The 18,057-nt window shown below is 63.6% G+C and carries 18 protein-coding genes; 16 read left to right on the top strand and 2 right to left on the bottom strand.

The window, feature by feature from the left end; genetic code table 11:
- Positions 1–12 precede the first annotated feature (12 nt).
- The gene (mmsB, locus tag KF719_RS01650; RefSeq protein WP_293506547.1) at positions 13–903 is read left to right on the top strand and encodes a 3-hydroxyisobutyrate dehydrogenase; all 891 of its coding nucleotides are present in this window, start codon (positions 13–15) and stop codon (positions 901–903) included.
- 138 nt (positions 904–1,041) lie between these two features.
- Positions 1,042–1,554 carry a winged helix DNA-binding protein gene (locus KF719_RS01645; protein ID WP_293506546.1) on the top strand — a complete coding sequence of 171 codons (513 nt, stop codon included), beginning with the start codon at positions 1,042–1,044 and terminating at the stop codon, positions 1,552–1,554.
- A 22-nt stretch (positions 1,555–1,576) separates the two neighbouring features.
- On the opposite strand, the gene KF719_RS01640 is transcribed toward KF719_RS01645, so the two are convergent.
- The gene (locus KF719_RS01640; RefSeq protein ID WP_293506545.1) at positions 1,577–2,371 is read right to left on the bottom strand and encodes a DUF1295 domain-containing protein; all 795 of its coding nucleotides are present in this window, start codon (positions 2,369–2,371) and stop codon (positions 1,577–1,579) included.
- A gap of 166 nt (positions 2,372–2,537) precedes the next feature.
- Between KF719_RS01640 and KF719_RS01635 the strand changes: the two genes are divergently transcribed.
- The 4 genes from KF719_RS01635 (at position 2,538) to KF719_RS01620 (ending at position 6,293) form a co-directional block, all read left to right on the top strand.
- Positions 2,538–3,830: a L,D-transpeptidase family protein gene (locus KF719_RS01635; protein WP_293506544.1), complete on the top strand. Its 1,293-nt coding sequence runs from the start codon at positions 2,538–2,540 to the stop codon at positions 3,828–3,830.
- 26 nt (positions 3,831–3,856) lie between these two features.
- Positions 3,857–4,633: a glycerophosphodiester phosphodiesterase gene (locus KF719_RS01630; protein ID WP_293506542.1), complete on the top strand. Its 777-nt coding sequence runs from the start codon at positions 3,857–3,859 to the stop codon at positions 4,631–4,633.
- A gap of 156 nt (positions 4,634–4,789) precedes the next feature.
- The gene (gene hemA / locus KF719_RS01625) at positions 4,790–6,001 is read left to right on the top strand and encodes a 5-aminolevulinate synthase (RefSeq protein WP_293510551.1); all 1,212 of its coding nucleotides are present in this window, start codon (positions 4,790–4,792) and stop codon (positions 5,999–6,001) included.
- A gap of 46 nt (positions 6,002–6,047) precedes the next feature.
- Positions 6,048–6,293, top strand: a complete 246-nt coding sequence (locus KF719_RS01620; RefSeq protein ID WP_293506540.1) for a serine hydroxymethyltransferase — start codon at positions 6,048–6,050, stop codon at positions 6,291–6,293.
- A 4-nt stretch (positions 6,294–6,297) separates the two neighbouring features.
- Here the strand turns inward: KF719_RS01620 and KF719_RS01615 are convergent, their stop codons facing one another.
- Complete coding sequence (locus tag KF719_RS01615) at positions 6,298–6,765, bottom strand: MucR family transcriptional regulator (protein ID WP_293506538.1); 468 nt, start codon at positions 6,763–6,765, stop codon at positions 6,298–6,300.
- 447 nt (positions 6,766–7,212) lie between these two features.
- Between KF719_RS01615 and glyA the strand changes: the two genes are divergently transcribed.
- The 10 genes from glyA to KF719_RS01565 all read left to right on the top strand — a co-directional run bounded on the left by glyA (position 7,213) and on the right by KF719_RS01565 (position 18,056).
- Complete coding sequence (gene glyA, locus KF719_RS01610) at positions 7,213–8,529, top strand: serine hydroxymethyltransferase (RefSeq protein WP_293506536.1); 1,317 nt, start codon at positions 7,213–7,215, stop codon at positions 8,527–8,529.
- A gap of 48 nt (positions 8,530–8,577) precedes the next feature.
- Positions 8,578–9,057, top strand: coding sequence for a transcriptional regulator NrdR (gene nrdR, locus KF719_RS01605; RefSeq protein ID WP_293506534.1), 480 nt, complete (start codon positions 8,578–8,580; stop codon positions 9,055–9,057).
- Between the two features lie 37 nt (positions 9,058–9,094).
- Entirely contained in the window at positions 9,095–10,210 is a 1,116-nt protein-coding gene (gene ribD, locus KF719_RS01600; protein ID WP_293506532.1) for a bifunctional diaminohydroxyphosphoribosylaminopyrimidine deaminase/5-amino-6-(5-phosphoribosylamino)uracil reductase RibD, read from the top strand.
- Between the two features lie 6 nt (positions 10,211–10,216).
- The gene (locus KF719_RS01595) at positions 10,217–10,846 is read left to right on the top strand and encodes a riboflavin synthase (RefSeq protein ID WP_293506530.1); all 630 of its coding nucleotides are present in this window, start codon (positions 10,217–10,219) and stop codon (positions 10,844–10,846) included.
- 6 nt (positions 10,847–10,852) lie between these two features.
- Positions 10,853–12,007, top strand: a complete 1,155-nt coding sequence (gene ribB / locus KF719_RS01590) for a 3,4-dihydroxy-2-butanone-4-phosphate synthase (protein WP_293506528.1) — start codon at positions 10,853–10,855, stop codon at positions 12,005–12,007.
- Positions 12,001–12,462 (top strand): 6,7-dimethyl-8-ribityllumazine synthase, encoded by a 462-nt coding sequence (ribH, locus tag KF719_RS01585; RefSeq protein ID WP_293510549.1) that lies wholly within the window; start codon positions 12,001–12,003, stop codon positions 12,460–12,462. Before ribB ends, ribH begins: the two co-directional genes overlap by 7 nt.
- Before the next feature lie 18 nt (positions 12,463–12,480).
- On the top strand, positions 12,481–12,996 hold the full coding sequence (nusB, locus tag KF719_RS01580) for a transcription antitermination factor NusB (protein ID WP_293506526.1): 516 nt from the start codon (positions 12,481–12,483) through the stop codon (positions 12,994–12,996).
- Positions 12,974–13,975 (top strand): thiamine-phosphate kinase, encoded by a 1,002-nt coding sequence (gene thiL / locus KF719_RS01575; RefSeq protein WP_293506524.1) that lies wholly within the window; start codon positions 12,974–12,976, stop codon positions 13,973–13,975. Before nusB ends, thiL begins: the two co-directional genes overlap by 23 nt.
- A 166-nt stretch (positions 13,976–14,141) precedes the next feature.
- A complete protein-coding gene (locus tag KF719_RS01570) occupies positions 14,142–16,256 on the top strand; it encodes a sodium-translocating pyrophosphatase (protein WP_293506522.1) in 2,115 nt (704 codons plus the stop codon).
- A 126-nt stretch (positions 16,257–16,382) separates the two neighbouring features.
- Complete coding sequence (locus KF719_RS01565; protein ID WP_293506520.1) at positions 16,383–18,056, top strand: cation:proton antiporter; 1,674 nt, start codon at positions 16,383–16,385, stop codon at positions 18,054–18,056.
- Position 18,057 lies beyond the last annotated feature (1 nt).

Below are 18,057 nucleotides of genomic sequence, written 5' to 3'. Positions count from 1 at the left end.
AAGGAGGACGCGATGGCGAAGGTCGGATTTATCGGGCTCGGCAATATGGGCGGGCCGATGGCGCGCAATCTCCTGAAGGCCGGACACGAGCTCAAGGTGTTCGATCTCAGCGAGAAGGCGGTGGCGGGGCTTGTGGAAGCAGGCGCCGCGAAGGCGTCCCGCGCAAGCGACGCGGCGCGCAATGTCGAATTCGTCGTGACGATGCTGCCGGCGGGCGAGCATGTGCGGTCTGTCTATCTCGGAGACGAGGGGCTGGTCGCGGCGGCGGCCAAGGGCACGGTGTTCATCGATTCCTCGACCATCGACGTCCCCTCGGCGCGCGAGACGATCGCGGCGGCCGAAAAGGCAGGCATGCAGATGGTCGATGCGCCGGTGTCCGGCGGCGTCGGCGGGGCGGAGGCGGGCACGCTGACATTCATGGTCGGCGGAAGCGACGAGGCGTTCGGCAAGGCGAAGCCGCTGCTGGAAAAGATGGGCAAGAACATTTTTCATGCCGGCGCTGCGGGCAACGGGCAGGTCGCCAAGGTCTGCAACAACATGATTCTCGGCATTTCGATGATCGGCGTGTCGGAAGCCTTCGTGCTGGGCGAGAAGCTCGGGCTCGACGCGCAGACGCTGTTCGACATTTCCTCCACCGCTTCGGGTCAGTGCTGGTCGATGACCTCTTATTGTCCCGTGCCGGGACCGGTGCCGGCGTCGCCCGCCAACCGCAACTATGCGCCGGGCTTCAGCGCGGCGATGATGCTGAAGGATTTGCGGCTGGCGCAGGACGCGTCCAAAACGGCGCGGACGCCGACGCCTCTCGGTGCGCAGGCCGCGCAGCTCTACGCGCTGATGGAGGCGGCCGGCGAGGACGGTCTCGATTTCTCCGGCGTCATAAAGCTCATTCGCGGTGAAATATAGTTTTAAGCATGTTTCCTTCGGAACGGTGCGCAAGGCGGCGGGTTTAAGGCCTCGTTAGGATGACGGCGAATATGGTGGCGCGAGCGGGCCAGAAGGCTCCGCAGCGACGCTGTATCGTGCGAGTTCGAGGGCCGACCCATGGGTATGACCAACATCAAGACCACCGATGCCATTGCGGATCAGGAAGATTCGGGCAAGAAAACCGCATATCTGGAGGCGCTGACCTATGTCGAGCGTCTGCATCGGCGGCTTCTCGATGTGATCAAGGACGAGCTCGACCGTATCGATGTGACCGAGATCAACAGCGTGCAGGCGCTGCTGCTGTTCAATATTGGCGATGCCGAGATGACGGCGGGCGAGCTCAGGACGCGCGGCCACTATCTCGGCTCGAACGTTTCCTACAACCTCAAGAAGCTTGTCGAGGCCGGCTATATCCATCACCAGCGCTCGCGTTCGGACCGGCGCTCGGTTCGCGTCAAGCTGACCGACAAGGGCCGGGCGATCTGCGCGGCGATCGACGATGTCTACAAGAAGCATTGCGCGATGATTGCCGATGTTGCCGACATCACGGCGGACGAACTGCGGCAGGTCAATGCAACCCTGTTCAAGCTCGAACGCTTCTGGACCGACCAGATCCGTTATCGTCTCTGATTTTTCCGCGCCGTCTCCGGGCTCAGCGCTTTCGCTTCGGCGGCAGCGGAATGAAGCCGCTCGTCCGCGCGACATATTCGTCGTAGCCGGGGCGCGACTTCCGGAGGCCGCGTTCCAGCAGCGCCTTGCCCGAGACCTTGACCAGAAACCAGGTCATGACGGCCGGGCCGATCGCCGTCCACCAGAGGGCGGGGACGGAAAAGGCGATGACGAACAATCCCCACCAGACCAGCGCGTCGCCGAAATAGTTCGGATGGCGCGTCCATGCCCAGAGACCGCGGTCCATCACCTTTCCCTTGTTGGCGGGGTCGGCCTTGAAGGCCATCAATTGCGCGTCGCCGATGCTTTCAAAGGCGAGGCCGGCGAGTACCATCAGCGCGCCCGCAAGGTCGAGGAACGTCAGATGGGCGGGCGCCGGCGCCATGATGCCGAATTGCACCGGCAGCGAGACGAGCAGCATGATGACAGCCTGGAGGCCGAAGACGATGTAGAGGCTTTGCCACCAGAAAGCCGGGCCACGCTTCGCGCGCATGGCGGCATAGCGGCGGTCCTCATGGGGTTCGCCGCGCCAGCGGATGAACAAATAGAGCCCGAGGCGCAGGCCCCAGAGCATTGTCAGGCCGGCGATGAGCGCCGCGCGGGCGCCGTAGCCCGGATTGGCCGCCCAGGTCACGAGCGCGATGACGGCGAAGCCGAGACCCCAGAAAACGTCGACAATGCCCGCGTCGCGCAGCGCGAGGCTGAGGGCCCAAACAGCCAGCATCAGGGCCAGAATGACCCCCGCATTGAGCACGAAAGTTGCAATTTCATCACTCATCGCAAGGAGACTGGCCGATTCTGAGCCGCGCGGCCACAAATGTTGATGTTTGCTGTTACATAATATGGGGCGTTTCCGCGAAATGCGGGCGCCAGTTTCGATACGCTGTCCCAAAATGGTAAAGCCGGGGCAGGCAACATCCGGCCCTGAAGGAGGGCGTGGCGTTTTGAAGTGGGTTTTCGGGGCAATTGCGAGGCGCGTTTCGCTTCGCCGGGCAGTACTGGCGGCGCTGTTTTGCGCGGCGGGCGGCGCAGGCGCGGCATCGGCCGAGACGGCGGCGCATTACGGGCAGTCCGAGACGCATTGGGTCGATCCGTGGCAGGCCAACAGCCAGTCCGCGCCGATGGCCGACGCCGTGCAGCGGTCGGCCGCGCCGGTGCTTGCCGAAGACGGCTTGTTGCCGCTGGCGCAGGCGATTGCGATGTATCGCGAGATCGCCAATTGGGGCGGCTGGGAGCGCGTGCCGGCCGGCGAGCGGCTGGAGCTCGGTGTGCGCGATGCGCGCGTCGCGGTGGTGCGCAAGCGGCTGCTGGCCGAAGGCGACATGGCCGTTTCCGACGGCGACCCCTATCTCTACGACGAGACGGTGTATGAGGGTGTGAAGCGCTATCAGGCGCGCAATGGACTTGAGCCTGACGGCATCGTCGGACGCCGGACCGTGGCGGCGATGAATGTGCCGGTTCAGACGCGCATCCGGCAGCTCGAACTCAATCAGCGACGGCTCGGTGAGATCATCCCGAAGCTCGAACGGCGCTATGTCTTCGTCAACATCGCCGGTCAGGAAGTTGAAGCCGTCAACAACGGCGTCGTCGAATTCCGCGAACGCGTGATCGTGGGTACGCAGGGCCGTCAGACGCCCGAGATCGTCAGCCAGGTCAATTCGATTACCTTCAATCCCTATTGGTATGTGCCGAAGTCCATTGCGATGGCGGACATGCTGCCGAAGATCAGGGCCAATCCCGATTTTCTGAAGCGGCAAGGCATTCGCGTGCTGCAGGGGTGGGACTCCAATATTCGCGAACTCGACCCGCACCAGATCGACTGGTCCAACCCGCGCATCAACGAGGCCTATTATCTCCGGCAAGATCCGGGGCCCTACAATTCGCTCGGCACGGTCAAGATCAACTTCCCGAACAACCAGGCGATCTTCCTGCACGATACGCCGACCAAGACGCTGTTCGGTCGGCAGGAACGAAACTTCAGCTCGGGCTGCGTACGGGTCAGGAATGTGCACGGTCTCGTGACATGGCTGATGCAGGGCGACGACCCCGAATGGGATGCGGGCCGTGTCGACCGCATGATCGAATCCCGCCAGTATCGCAACGCCTATCTGACGCAGCAGGTGCCGATTTATCTCGTCTATCTGACGGCATGGGTTGCCGATGACGGTGTTGTCAATTTTCGCGACGATGTTTATTCGCGCGACGGCAGCGTCAGTACGAGTGCGCTTGAAAACTAGAACAACAAGAAGCGGCGGGCGGAACGATGCGGCCGGCGAAGTATCCCTATCTCGAACATGACGGGCTTCTGGCCTTCGCGCATCGCGGCGGCGCAGGGTCCTGGCCGGAAAACACGATGCCGGCCTTTCAAGGGGCGGTCGATCTCGGCTACCGCTACATCGAGACCGACGTTCATGCGACACGCGACGGGGTTTTGCTGGCGTTCCATGACGACAAGCTCGACCGGGTGACCGACCGGACCGGCGTCATCGCCGAGATGGATTATGCCGATGTGAAGCAGGCACGGGTCGACGGGCGGGAGCCGATCCCGCTGATGGCCGAGCTGCTTTCGGCGTGGCCGGAGTTGCGGATCAATATCGACCCGAAGCGCGACAATGCGGCCGGGCCGCTGATCCGGCTGTTGAAGGATATGAAGGCCATCGATCGGGTTTGCGTGACCGCGTTTTCAGGAAAACGGACGGCCGGCATTCGCGCCGCGCTCGGCCCCCGCCTGTGCACCGGCATGGGGCCGATGTCGACCGCGCGGCTGCGGTTTTCGAGCTGGAGCGGGCCGCTCGGTTTTGTCTGGGGCGGCTTTGCCGAGGGCTGCGCGCAGATCCCCGTGAAGCAACACGGTATCCGGCTGGTCGACCGGGCGCTGGTCAACCGCGCCCATGAACTCGGCCTTCAAGTGCATGTCTGGACGATCGACGACCCGGCCGAAATGCGGCGGCTGATCGATGCCGGGGTCGATGGGCTGATGACGGACGAGCCGGCCTTGCTGAAAACGGTTCTCATCGAGCGCGGGCTCTGGCCCTCGTAGCGTCCCGCGAGGCGGTGCCATTCGGCTCCATGTATTTTATGCGACAATTCGCGTCTGGCCGGGCTGCGAGGGCGGCCTAAGGTGTGGTAGACATGAAATGCCGGTTCTCCAGCGGGAACGGCCCGGGACGGGATGCGGCCTATGAGCTTCGACGCCATGGACTATGAACAAAAGCTGGCCGAGGCCCTGCGCGCGGTGAAGGACGAGGGGCGCTATCGCGTCTTCGCCGACATCGTGCGTCATCGCGGCTCCTTTCCGCGCGCGACGTTCCACACGCCGGATGGCCGGAAGGACATCGTTGTCTGGTGCTCCAACGACTATCTGGGCATGGGCCAGCATCCCGCTGTGCTTGAGGCGATGCACCGGGCGATCGACGAGGTTGGCGCCGGCTCCGGCGGCACCCGCAACATTTCCGGCACCACGCATTATCACGTCGAGCTTGAGCGCGAGCTGGCCGACCTTCACGGGAAGGAAGCGGCGCTGCTATTCACGTCGGGCTATGCGGCCAACGACGCGACATTGTCGACGCTGGCGCGCATTCTCGGCGATTGCGTCATCATTTCCGACGAGATGAACCACGCCTCGATGATCGAGGGTATTCGTCGCGGCGGCGGCCCGAAGCGGGTGTGGCGTCACAACGACCTTGCGCATCTGGAAACGCTGCTGAAGGAAATCGATCCGGCGCAGCCGAAGATCGTCGCTTTCGAATCCGTCTATTCGATGGATGGCGACATTGCGCCGATCGGGGCGATTTGCGATCTGGCGCGGAAATACGGTGCGCTGACCTATCTCGACGAGGTTCATGCGGTCGGCCTCTACGGTCCGCGCGGCGGCGGTATTGCCGAGCGCGACGGCGTGCTCGACAAGGTCGACATCATCGAGGGGACGCTGGCCAAAGGCTTCGGTGTGATGGGCGGCTACATCGCCGCGTCGGCGGCGGTTGTCGATGTGGTTCGGTCCTATGCGCCGGGCTTCATCTTCTCGACATCGCTGGCACCGGTTTTGGTGGCGGGCGTGTTGGCGGCGGTGCAGCATCTCAAGGCAAGCGATGCCGAGCGGGAACGGCACCAGGAGCGCGCGGCGACGCTGCGCCGGTTGCTGGCGGATGCCGGTTTGCCGGTGATGATGTGCGAGAGCCATATCGTGCCGGTGATGGTCGGCGATCCGGTCGTCTGCAAGCAGGTCAGCGACGATCTGCTGCAGGATCACAATATCTATGTGCAACCTATCAATTATCCGACGGTGCCGCGCGGCACGGAGCGGCTTCGCTTCACGCCTTGCCCCGTGCATACCGACGACATGATGCGCGATCTGGTGAAGGCGCTCGACCAGGTATGGACGCGCCGCAAGATACGGCGTGCCGCCTGATCGTCCCCAGGACGGCGATGCCGGCTCCAAGGGCGGAGCAGGCGGGGTGCGCCGTGAGGTCATCTTCGAATTCACGCCGATCGGCACCAGCGTCAAGGTGACGGCGCTCGATGTCACCACCGATCTCGAGGTGTCGGTCGTGGCGCCGTCTTCGGCGTCGCGAAACGAACTCGAGCGCATTGCGCTGCAGAAGCTGCGCTACATGCTCAACCGGCAGGGTGAAACGGACTCGGACGCGAAGAAGCCCGGCGACCGGGAGGAGCCGGGCGGCGGCGGGGGGATCGTCGTCTAGCGGATCAGCGCACCGTGCGCTTCTTCTTGCGGCCTCGTGCCGGGCTGCCAATGCCGGCGCCGACACGGCCAAGACCGATCTGCTTCGCCAGCTTCGAACGCTGGGCGGCATAGTTGGGCGCGACCATCGGATAGTCGTGCGGCAGGCCCCAGCGGGCACGGTATTCCTCGGGCGAGAGACCGTATTGCGAGCGCAGGTAGCGCTTCAGCATTTTCAGCTTCTTGCCGTCCTCGAGACAGATGATGTGATCGGCGGTGACCGACTTCTTGATCGGTACGGCCGGGGTCAATTCGGATTCCCTGTGGCCGCCGCCTTGTTCGATATCTGTGAGTGTCGTGTAGACCGTTCGGATTAGCCCCGACAGATCGGCTGTCGCCACGGTATTGTTGCTGACATAAGCGGCAACGATTTCGGTCGCCAGGCTCAACATTTCCGTCGCATCGGATTGCGGGGACGATTTGGTCTCGTTCATTTCAAGCGTGATGCCTCTTTGGGGAACGCCGTCTGCCGTCTGTACATGCGGCAACAGTAACAGGCATCTTCTAGCGCGATTTGGACACGACAATCAAGGATATCGCGCATCTCTTCTATGATGAATTCCGTCTAAATTTGTTTCAATCAAGGTGAGTTTCAAGCAGGCGCGGGTGCTCGATAGGAGAATAACTTGGGTTTTCAAGTAAATTTTCGATTTCTAGTCTTTGATACATGGGTTGCGGCGGCGGTCAAGGCGCGGGCACTTGCGTAGTGCGGATTTCAGCCCGGAATGACGCGCCTGGGCGGCGGCTGAAAATTTGTGGTGAATTGGCCCCTGCCGACAATATGTGGTATCACGCCCGATATCGATCCCGGGCGGCCCGTGGAGCGCGCGGTGGCGCGTTTGCCTGCGGCCGCGAGTTCTTCCGGAATAGAAGGTAGGTCTATGTCATTGAGCAATGCAGCCGCCGCGCCCGGCGGCTTTTCGGGCTTTTTCACCGACGGTCTGGCCAGCAGCGACCCTGATGTCCTGAAGGCGATCGAGCTGGAGCTGAACCGTCAGCAAACCCAGATCGAGCTGATCGCGTCGGAGAACATCGTCTCGCGCGCCGTGCTGGAGGCGCAGGGCTCGATCATGACCAACAAGTATGCGGAAGGTTATCCGGGCAAGCGGTATTACGGCGGCTGCGAGTTTGTCGACATTGCCGAGGAACTGGCAATCGACCGCGCCAAAAAGCTGTTCGGCTGCGCCTATGCCAATGTGCAGCCCAATTCCGGTTCGCAAGCCAACCAGGGCGTGATGATGGCGCTCTTGAAGCCGGGCGACACCATCATGGGCATGAGCCTCGCGGCCGGCGGTCACCTGACACATGGCGCGGCGCCCAACCAGTCGGGCAAATGGTTCAACGCGGTGCAATACGGCGTTCGCCAGCAGGATCATCTGGTCGACATGGACGAGGTTGCGTCGCTGGCGAAGACGCATAAACCGAAGATGATTATTGCCGGCGGATCGGCCTATCCGCGCGTCATCGACTTCAAGGCCTTTCGCGAGATCGCGGATTCCGTGGGCGCGCTGTTCATGGTCGACATGGCGCATTTCGCCGGACTGGTCGCCGGCGGCGCGCATCCGAGCCCGCTTCCTTTCGCCGATGTGGTGACGACGACGACCCACAAGACGCTCCGGGGTCCGCGCGGCGGCATGATCCTGTCGAACAACGAAGATATCGGGAAGAAGGTCAATTCGGCGATCTTCCCCGGCATCCAGGGTGGACCGCTGATGCATGTGATCGCCGGCAAGGCGGTCGCGTTCGGCGAAGCGCTGCGTCCGGAATTCAAATCCTATGCCCGCGCCGTCGTCGACAATGCGCGCACGCTTGCCTCGACGCTGGTCGATGGCGGCGCGGCGATCGTTTCGGGCGGCACCGACACGCATCTGATGCTGGTCGATCTCAGGCCGAAAAAGCTGACGGGCAAAGTCGCGGAGGCGGCGCTCGAGCGCGCGCATATCACCTGCAACAAGAACGGCATTCCCTTCGATCCGGAAAAGCCGATGGTAACGTCGGGCGTCCGGCTCGGTACGCCGGCCGGCACGACGCGCGGTTTCGGGGCTGCGGAGTTTGCGACGGTCGGCCGTCTCATCGTCGAAGTACTGGACGGGCTGGCGAAGAACGGCGAAGAAGGCAACACTGAAGTCGAGGCGGATGTTCGCGGGCGCGTCGTCGAGCTTTGCCGGCGCTTCCCGATCTATGGCGGGCCGAAGTAAAAGTTCCGCAGCGGCGGCGGATATTTCAAGTCAGGGGGCTGGCGGCGCATGCGTTGTCCATATTGCGGAAACGAAGATACCCAGGTCAAGGACTCGCGTCCGACGGAAGACAATACGGCGATCCGGCGCCGGCGGTTCTGCACCGCCTGCGGCGGCCGGTTTACGACCTTCGAGCGGGTCCAGCTCCGTGAGCTGACAATCATAAAATCCAACAACCGCAGGGTGCCTTTCGATCGCGATAAACTCATGCGTTCCGTGCAAATCGCGATGCGGAAACGCCCGGTTGAGCAGGAACGCATTGAGCGTATGGTGAGCGGCATCGTCCGGCGCCTCGAAAGCATGGGCGAGAACGAGATACCGTCGGCGATGATCGGACGGCTGGTGATGGAAGGGCTGATGTCCCTCGACGAAGTCGCCTATGTCCGTTTCGCCTCGGTCTACAAGAATTTCCGCGAGGCCCGGGACTTCGGGACATTTCTGGACGAACTCGGCGGTCCCGTGCGCGACGAGGTCGACGACGACCGATAAAGCCGATGTCGCCGGGCATGCGCTTGCAGGGAAGAAAATGAGCCGGCCCCACGACACACATTTCATGAAAACGGCACTGACGCTCGCCGAACGCGGGTTGGGGCAGGTTGCGCCCAATCCGGCGGTCGGCTGCGTGATTGTGCGTGAGGATGAGGGTCATCGCATCGTCGGGCGCGGCTGGACGCAGGCCGGCGGCCGGCCGCATGCCGAGACGGAAGCGCTGGCGCGCGCCGGTGCCGAGGCGTCCGGTGCGACAGCCTATGTCAGCCTCGAGCCATGCGCACATCAGGGCAAGACCGGACCTTGCGCACAGGCGCTGATCGATGCGGGCATCGCGCGTGTCGTCGGCGCAGTGAGCGACCCCAATCCGCAGGTTGCCGGGCGTGGCTTTGCGATGCTCGAAGCGGCGGGTGTCGAGGTGACGGAGAATGTCTGCGGCGACGAGGCGCGTCATCTCAATGCCGGATTTTTTCTGACGATGTCGGAAGCACGGCCGCTCGTTACGCTGAAGATTGCGAGCTCGCTCGACGGACGCAGTGCGACGCATGATGGCCAGAGCCAATGGATCACCGGCGAGCGCGCCCGCAATCGCGGGCATCTGCTGCGCGCCACGCATGACGCGATCATGGTCGGCAGCGCAACCGCGGTGGTCGACGATCCACAGCTTACCTGCCGTCTGCCGGGGCTCGGCACACGGTCGCCGGTGCGCATCGTTGCCGATGGCCGGCTGCGGTTGCCGCTGACCTCGAAGCTGGTGCGCGATGCGCACAAGATTCCGGTCTGGATTTTGACGCTGCCGCAGGGCGACGCGGCGCGGCGCAAGGCGTTCGAGGATTGCGGCGTGACATTGATCGACGTCGCGCCGGGCGAGGGCGGAGTGATGGACATGCGCGACGCGCTCGAGAAAATCGCGGCGCGCGGCGTGACGCGGCTGCTCGTCGAGGGAGGGGCGCGGCTTGCAGCCTCGCTGATGCAGGCACGGCTGATCGACCGGATCGAATGGTTCCAGTCGCCCAAGGTCATCGGCGGCGACGGCTATCCGGCCATCGCGGGGCTCGGCGTCAAGCATGTCGAGAAAGCGCCGGTCTTCGCGCTGCGCGAGTTGATTTCACTCGGCGAGGACTCGCTCGCCAGCTATGTGCTTCGGAGCTAGTTGTTCATGTTCACTGGTATCGTCACCGATGTCGGTCGCGTTCGCGCGCTGGAGAAGCGAAGCGACGCGCGCTTTGTCATCGGGACGGCCTACGATTCCAGCGGCATCGACATTGGCGCCTCCATTGCCTGTTCCGGCTGCTGCCTGACGGTGGTCGAGAAGGGCCGCGATGCGGAGGGCGACTGGTTTGCGGTCGATGTCTCGGCGGAGTCGCTCGATTGCACGACGCTCGGCACATGGACCGAGGGGACGCGGATCAATCTCGAGCGGGCGCTCAAGGCGGGCGACGAGCTGGGCGGTCACATCGTCAGCGGGCATGTGGACGGCGTGGCGCGCATCGTCGACATAAAGCCGGACGGCGCATCCCAGCGGTTCGTTTTCGAGGCGCCGGAAGAGCTTGGCCGGTTCATCGCGCCCAAGGGGTCGGTCACCCTCGACGGCACGTCGCTGACGGTCAATGAGGTTGAGGATGTGGCTCCTGCAGGGGCAAAAGAGCGCCGGACCCGGTTCGACATCAATATCATTCCGCACACCCAGGCGGTGACGACCTGGGGGATGGCGAAAGCCGGCGATCCCGTTAATCTTGAAATCGACATGCTGGCCCGCTATGTGGCTCGCCTGGTTCAGAAGGACTGAGACCCCGTGTACAAAGAATACCTCTCTCCGATCGAGGAAGTCATCGAGGACGCGCGCAACGGCAAGATGTTCATTCTTGTCGATGCGGAGGACCGCGAGAACGAGGGCGACCTCGTCATCCCGGCGCAGATGTGCACGCCGGAGGCCGTCAATTTCATGGCGAAATACGGCCGCGGTCTGGTGTGTCTGACGCTGACCAGCGACCGGGCCAAGCAGCTCAATCTGCAACTGATGTCGGCGACCAACCAGTCGCGTCACCAAACGGCCTTCACCGTTTCGATCGAAGCCCGCGAAGGCATATCGACGGGCATCTCGGCGCATGACCGTGCGCACACCGTTTCCGTCGCCATCGATCCGACCAAGGGCGCGACCGATATCGTTTCGCCGGGCCATGTGTTTCCGCTGGTGGCGAAAGATGGCGGCGTGCTGGTACGTGCCGGCCATACGGAGTCCGCCGTCGATATTGCGCGGCTGGCGGGGCTTTATCCGGCCGGCGTCATTTGCGAGATCATGAACGACGACGGGACGATGGCGCGGCTGCCGGACCTTGTGCAGTTCGCGCAGCTTCACGGGCTGAAGATCGCGACCATCGCCGACCTCATCGCCTATCGCCGCCGCTACGACAATTTCATCCATCGCGCGATCGAGACCGAAGTCGACACAAAGGCCGGCGGCGAGTTCAAGCTGATGGTCTATCTCAACACCGTCGAATATGCCGAGCACATCGCGCTGGTGAAGGGCGATATATCGACGCCGGAACCTGTGCTGGTTCGAATGCACGCCATCAATGTTTTCGACGACATTCTGGGCGCAACCGGACCGCGGTCCGAACTGCTCGAGCAGTCGATGCGGATCATCAATGAGGAAGGACGCGGCATCATCGTGCTGATCCGGGATACGACGGCGACCGTCGTTTCGGATATGTTGCTGCGCAAGGGCGAGGGGGGCGAGCAGGGCATGCCGCGCCGCTTGCGCGAATATGGTGTCGGCGCGCAGATTTTGCTCGATCTCGGCGTCCATGACATGGTGCTCTTGTCCGATACCGACCGCAGCATCGTTGGCATCGACGGATATGGATTGCGGATCGTCGATCAACGGCCTATCACCGATGCCGGGGCGAGCGGCACGAAGGCGCGGCGCGCCAGGGAGACGACATCTTGACGACGGTCAATGCTCACATCCTGATCGTGGAAGCGCGTTTCTACGAAGATCTTGCCGACGAGCTGGCGCGCGGCGCCATCGCGGCCATCGAAGCGCGCGGCGCGACGTGGCAGCGCATCGCCGTGCCCGGCGTGCTGGAGATCCCGGCGGCGATCATGTATGCGATCGACGCGATGAAACATGGCGCCTTCACCAAGGCCATCGACGGGTTCGTGACGCTTGGATGCGTCATTCGCGGCGAGACGACGCATTACGACATTGTGTCGAACGAGTCGGCCCGCGCGCTGATGGATATTGCAGTCGAGCGGTCGCTTGCGGTCGGCAACGGCATCCAGACCGTCGAGAACGAGGCGCAAGCCTGGGCGCGCGCCAAGGTGGATCAGAAGAACAAGGGCGGCGGCGCGGCCAATGCCTGCCTCGACATGATCGCACTCAAGCGCAGCATGGGAGCGTGAGCGGTCGCTCGGTATAAAATGACCTCTGTGCCCGCACAACCAGCCTCAGGCCAAAGCGTCGATCCGCGAGCGCGCAGCGCCGCGCGCCTCGGCGCAGTGCAGGCGCTCTACCAGATGGACGTTGCGGGTACGCCGCTGGACGACGCCGTCGAAGAATTCACACAGCATCTGCTCGAACGGCCGACCGAGGACGAGGAAATCGTCGAAGCCGACACAGCGCATTTCGATGACATCGTGCGCGGCGTCGTGCGCGAGCAGCGCGAGCTCGACCGCGAGGTCAACGGCGCGCTGGCGAAGGGCTGGGCGCTGGGGCGGCTCGATGCGACGTTGCGCGCCATTCTGCGCGCCGGCGCCTACGAGATTCGGCGCTGCAAGGACATTCCGGTGAAAGTCGTCATCAACGAATATGTCGACGTGGCGCACGCCTTCTTCGAGGGCGACGAGCCCGGCGTCGTCAATGCCGTGCTCGACCGGCTCGGCCGTGAGATCAGGGGCGGCACGGGAGCGGATCATGACGCCGCCGGACAAGGCTGACGCGCCCGACGAATTCGAACTGATCGCGGAACTGTTCGCGCCGCTGGCGGCATCCGCGCCGGAGGCGCTGGCGCTCAAGGACGATGCCGCGCTCTATGCGCCCACACCCGGTTGCGAGACCGTGCTGACCGTCGATGCGATGGTCGAAGGTGTGCATTTTCTTTCCGACGACCCGGCCGAAAGCGTGGCGCGCAAGCTGCTACGCGTGAACCTGTCGGACCTTGCCGCCAAGGGCGCGACGCCGCGGGGCTACCTCCTGGTGACGGCGTGGCGCGACGGCACGCCGCTCGCGTGGATGCGCGATTTTGCGCGCGGGCTGGCGGCCGACCAGAAAATCTTCGGAATCGCCCTTTGGGGCGGCGACACGGTGCGGATGCCGGGGCCGGCGAGCTTCACGTTGACGGCCATCGGCGAGGTTCCGGCTGGGCAGATGCTCCGGCGGGGCGGCGCCAGCGCCGGCGACGGGCTCTATGTCACAGGCGCGCTGGGTGACGCGGCGCTCGGCCTGATGGTCCTGCAGGGCGGTCTTGAAGAGCTCGGCGCCACGCACCGGGACGATCTGGCGGGCCGCTACCGGCTGCCGGAGCCGCGGGTGGCGGCGGGTATGCGGCTGCGCGGGATCGCCAGCGCGGCGCTGGACGTCTCCGATGGGCTGATGGCCGATCTGGGGCATTTATGTGCGGTTTCGGGCGTCGGGGCGCGAATCGAAATCGATCGGCTGCCCTTGTCCGAGGCCGGGCGCGCCGCGCTGGCGCTCGACAAGGGGCTCATCGAGGCGGTCGCCGGCGGCGGCGACGACTATGAAATCCTGTTCGCGGCCCCGCCGGGCAGCGACGCCGGTATTGCCCGTGTCGCTGCGGAAACCGGGACCCCAATTGTCCGGATCGGGACCGTTCTGCCGGTGGCCGATGGCATAAATCCGGTCGACGGCGCCGGCCGGCCGGTCGCTCTCAAGCATTTGGGATACCGTCATTTTTAGGATCGGCCCCCGGCCGGACGGGCGGTTGCTTTCCCATGCCGTATTTGGCATCTTTCCGCGCGATTTCTGCATTCGGCAGGGGGAGGACTTCCGGCGCGCCCCGCGCTGGAGGCCGAGTGGAAAATTCCCGCCGGTACAATCCGTCAAGGAACCTAAGGACAAAACAATGAGCACTGCTTTGTGGGCTATTATCGGCTGCGGGCTGCTCGCGCTCGTCTACGGCATCTGGGCTGTACGCTCGGTGCTGGCGATGGATGCGGGCAATGCGCGCATGCAGGAGATCGCAGCGGCGATCCAGGAAGGCGCCAGCGCTTATCTCGCGCGCCAGTACACGACCATCGCCGCCGTCGGCGCCGTCATCTTCCTCATCGTCTGGTATCTGCTGACGCTGAAGGTCGCGGTCGGCTTCCTGGTCGGTGCGACGCTTTCGGGCGCTGCGGGCTATATCGGCATGCTGGTTTCGGTGCGCGCCAATGTGCGCACCACGCAGGCCTCCAGCGTCAGCCTTGCGGCCGGCCTTGACGTTGCCTTCAAGTCTGGCGCCGTGACGGGCATGCTCGTTGCCGGCCTCGCGCTGCTGTCGGTCGCGGTCTACTATGCCGTGCTGACGGTTCATCTGGGTCTCGACGCTGGTTCGCGCGAAGTGATCGACGCGCTGGTGGCGCTCGGTTTCGGCGCCTCGCTGATCTCTATCTTCGCCCGTCTCGGCGGCGGCATCTTCACCAAGGGTGCGGATGTCGGCGGCGATCTCGTCGGCAAGGTCGAAGCCGGTATTCCGGAAGACGATCCGCGCAACCCGGCGACCATCGCCGACAACGTGGGCGACAATGTCGGCGACTGCGCCGGCATGGCGGCCGACCTCTTCGAGACCTATGCGGTGACCGTCGTTGCCACGATGGTTCTGGCCTCGATCTTCTTCGTCGGGGCAGGCCTCGGCAACATGATGCTTTACCCGCTGGCGATCGGCGCGGCCTGCATCGTGACGTCGATCATCGGCACGTTCTTCGTGCGGCTCGGCAAGAGCAACAACATCATGGGTGCGCTCTACAAGGGCTTCATCGCTTCGGCGGTGCTGTCGCTGATCGCGCTCTATTTCGTGACCGACGCCGTGATCGGCCTCGACTCCGAATTTGTCGTCAACGGAAAACCCTTCACCGGCTTCAGCCTCTATATCTGCGGCATCGCCGGCCTGATCGTGACGGGCCTCATCATCTGGATCACCGAATACTACACCGGCGTCAACTTCCGCCCGGTGAAGTCGGTGGCGGCGGCCTCGACCACCGGTCATGGCACCAACGTCATTCAGGGTCTGGCGATTTCGATGGAAGCGACGGCGCTGCCGGCGCTCACCATCGTGGTCGGCATTCTCGTGACCTACGGTCTGGCGGGCCTCTTCGGCATCGCTATCGCGGTGACGACGATGCTGGCGCTGGCCGGCATGGTGGTCGCGCTCGACGCCTTCGGTCCGGTGACGGACAATGCGGGCGGCATTGCCGAGATGGCCGATCTTCCGGCCGATGTGCGCAAGACGACCGATGCGCTCGATGCTGTCGGCAACACGACGAAAGCCGTTACCAAGGGCTATGCGATCGGTTCGGCGGGCCTCGGCGCGCTGGTGCTGTTTGCGGCCTATACGGAAGACCTGAAGTTCTTTGCCGCCAACTCGGAGACCTATGGGTACTTCGCCGGCGTCAGCCCGGACTTCTCGCTCTCCAACCCCTATGTCGTGATCGGTCTCTTCATCGGCGGGTTGCTGCCCTATCTCTTCGGTTCGATGGGCATGACGGCCGTTGGCCGTGCGGCCGGTTCGGTCGTTGAGGAAGTGCGGCGTCAGTTCAAGGCCGATCCGGGCATCATGGCGGGCACATCGAAGCCCGATTATGCGCGCGCGGTCGACATGCTGACCAAGGCGGCGATCAAGGAAATGATCGTCCCGTCGATGCTGCCGGTGCTCTCGCCGGTCGTGCTGTACTTCATCGTTCTGGGCATTGCCGACAAGTCGGCCGCCTTCTCGGCGGTCGGTGCGATGCTGCTCGGCGTCATTGTGACGGGTCTCTTCGTCGCGATCTCGATGACGTCCGGCGGCGGCGCCTGGGACAATGCGAAGAAGTACATCGAAGACGGCAACTACGGCGGCAAGGGCTCGGAAGCCCACAAGGCCGCCGTTACGGGCGATACGGTCGGCGATCCCTACAAGGACACCGCCGGTCCGGCCGTCAACCCGATGATCAAGATCACCAACATCGTGGCGCTTCTGCTGCTCGCGGTGCTGGCGCACTAATCCGGCCCAAAGCCGAGAAGGAAAGGCCCCGAGGGAGAAATCCCGCGGGGCCTTTTCATATTGCGGGACGTTTGACCGGCGGTTGGAATAGAATAAGACTGCAGGTGATACGACAGGGAGGGGCGGGTGCCGGAAGCGACGGTTTTTTATGAAATAGCGGCCCTTTTGATGCTGGCTTCGCTGATCGGGCTGATGGGCATCTGGTTGCGCCAGCCGATGATCGTCAGTTTCATCATTGTCGGCATGCTGGCGGGCCCCGCCGGTTTCGATATCGTCCAGTCGACCGACTATCTGAAGCTACTTTCAGAACTCGGTGTGACGCTGCTCCTGTTTCTCGTCGGTTTGAAGCTCGACCTCAATCTCGTGCGGACGCTCGGCGTGGTCGCGCTGAATACCGGCCTCGGCCAGATACTCTTCACCTCCGTTGTCGGCTTTCTGATCTGCCTCGGTCTCGGCATGTCGCCGATTGCCAGCCTGTACGTGGCTGTGGCGCTGACCTTTTCCAGCACCATCATCATCGTCAAGCTGCTGTCGGACAAGCGCGAGCTGGATGCGTTGCACGGCCGTATCGCGCTCGGTTTCCTGATCGTTCAGGATCTGGCGGTGGTTTTTGCAATGGCCGTGATGTCGGCGCTGACGGCAAGTGCGGCCGATGAAACCGGTCTTCTCGACGCGGCACTGGCGCTTGCCGCCGGTGCGGTGCCCCTGATCCTGCTCTGGCTGGTCGTCAGCCGCGTGGCGCATCCGATCCTGAGCCGCATGGCGAAGGCGCCCGAATTGCTGATCGTCTTTGCGCTGGGCCTTGCGGCGGCCTTCGCCGCGCTCGGCGAATATCTCGGCTTCAGCAAGGAGCTTGGTGGACTGATCGCCGGCGTCGCACTGGCTTCGACGCCGTTCCGCGAAGCGATCGGCTCGCGGTTGACCAGCCTGCGCGACTTCCTGCTGGTGTTTTTCTTTATTTCGCTCGGTTCGCATCTCGATCTGCGTGTGGTCGGCGATGCGGTCGGCCCGGCGCTGCTGCTGTCGCTGTTCGTGCTGGTCGGAAATCCGCTGATCGTGATGATCATCATGGGGCTGATGGGCTACCGCAAGCGGACAGGGTTTCTGGCCGGCCTGACCGTGGCGCAGATCAGCGAGTTCTCGCTGATCTTCATTGCACTCGGGCTCGGCCTCGGCCATGTGAGCGAGGATGCTGTCGGTCTCGTAACGCTGGTCGGCGTCATCACGATCGGCCTTTCGACCTATATGATCCTTTATTCGCAGCCGCTCTATACGTTTCTCGAACCTTATCTCGGCATTTTCGAGCGCAAGGTCGCGCATCGCGAAGAGAAGATTGCCGATGGCGCACATGCCGCGCGATACGACGTCATTCTTTTTGGGCTCGGCCGCTATGGGCGCGCTTTGCATGGGGGGTTCAGAGAGCGCGGTCTCAGTGTGCTTGGCGTCGACTTCGATCCCGACGTGATCCGCGACTGGGCCCATGATCACGCCAATGTCATGTATGGCGATCTGTTCGATCCGGACATGCACGAATCGCTGCCGCTCGGCGCGGCGCGATATGTCATCATCGCGGTGCCGCCGCACGAGATCGGCGTTACGCATCAGGACCCGCGCGTGGCACTAGTCGAGGAAATTCGAGGGCGCGGATTCACCGGACATATTGCGGCGATTGCGCGCAACGATGCCGACAGTGCGATGCTGAAATCGAAGGGCGTCGATACGACGCTCCGGCCTTTTTCGGATGCGGCCGAGCGAGCCGTTGAAAGGCTCTTCGAGAAACCGGCCGCTGCCGCAGGATAGC

Source organism: Parvibaculum sp. (genome assembly GCF_019635935.1).
In the GTDB taxonomy this organism is placed as follows: domain Bacteria; phylum Pseudomonadota; class Alphaproteobacteria; order Parvibaculales; family Parvibaculaceae; genus Parvibaculum.
This window is presented reverse-complemented; position numbering and strand designations above follow the sequence as displayed.

What these genes read in the sequence shown, in the direction of transcription:
- KF719_RS01570 (WP_293506522.1), top strand. Translation starts at nt 14,142, where the DNA reads ATGAGCACTGCTTTGTGGGCTATTATCGGCTGCGGGCTGCTCGCGCTC.
- KF719_RS01615 (WP_293506538.1), bottom strand. Translation starts at nt 6,765, where the DNA reads ATGAACGAGACCAAATCGTCCCCGCAATCCGATGCGACGGAAATGTTG.
- mmsB (WP_293506547.1), top strand. Translation starts at nt 13, where the DNA reads ATGGCGAAGGTCGGATTTATCGGGCTCGGCAATATGGGCGGGCCGATG.
- hemA (WP_293510551.1), top strand. Translation starts at nt 4,790, where the DNA reads ATGGACTATGAACAAAAGCTGGCCGAGGCCCTGCGCGCGGTGAAGGAC.
- nrdR (WP_293506534.1), top strand. Translation starts at nt 8,578, where the DNA reads ATGCGTTGTCCATATTGCGGAAACGAAGATACCCAGGTCAAGGACTCG.
- KF719_RS01640 (WP_293506545.1), bottom strand. Translation starts at nt 2,371, where the DNA reads ATGAGTGATGAAATTGCAACTTTCGTGCTCAATGCGGGGGTCATTCTG.
- glyA (WP_293506536.1), top strand. Translation starts at nt 7,213, where the DNA reads ATGTCATTGAGCAATGCAGCCGCCGCGCCCGGCGGCTTTTCGGGCTTT.
- KF719_RS01595 (WP_293506530.1), top strand. Translation starts at nt 10,217, where the DNA reads ATGTTCACTGGTATCGTCACCGATGTCGGTCGCGTTCGCGCGCTGGAG.
- KF719_RS01645 (WP_293506546.1), top strand. Translation starts at nt 1,042, where the DNA reads ATGGGTATGACCAACATCAAGACCACCGATGCCATTGCGGATCAGGAA.
- KF719_RS01630 (WP_293506542.1), top strand. Translation starts at nt 3,857, where the DNA reads ATGCGGCCGGCGAAGTATCCCTATCTCGAACATGACGGGCTTCTGGCC.
- ribD (WP_293506532.1), top strand. Translation starts at nt 9,095, where the DNA reads ATGAGCCGGCCCCACGACACACATTTCATGAAAACGGCACTGACGCTC.
- nusB (WP_293506526.1), top strand. Translation starts at nt 12,481, where the DNA reads ATGACCTCTGTGCCCGCACAACCAGCCTCAGGCCAAAGCGTCGATCCG.
- thiL (WP_293506524.1), top strand. Translation starts at nt 12,974, where the DNA reads ATGACGCCGCCGGACAAGGCTGACGCGCCCGACGAATTCGAACTGATC.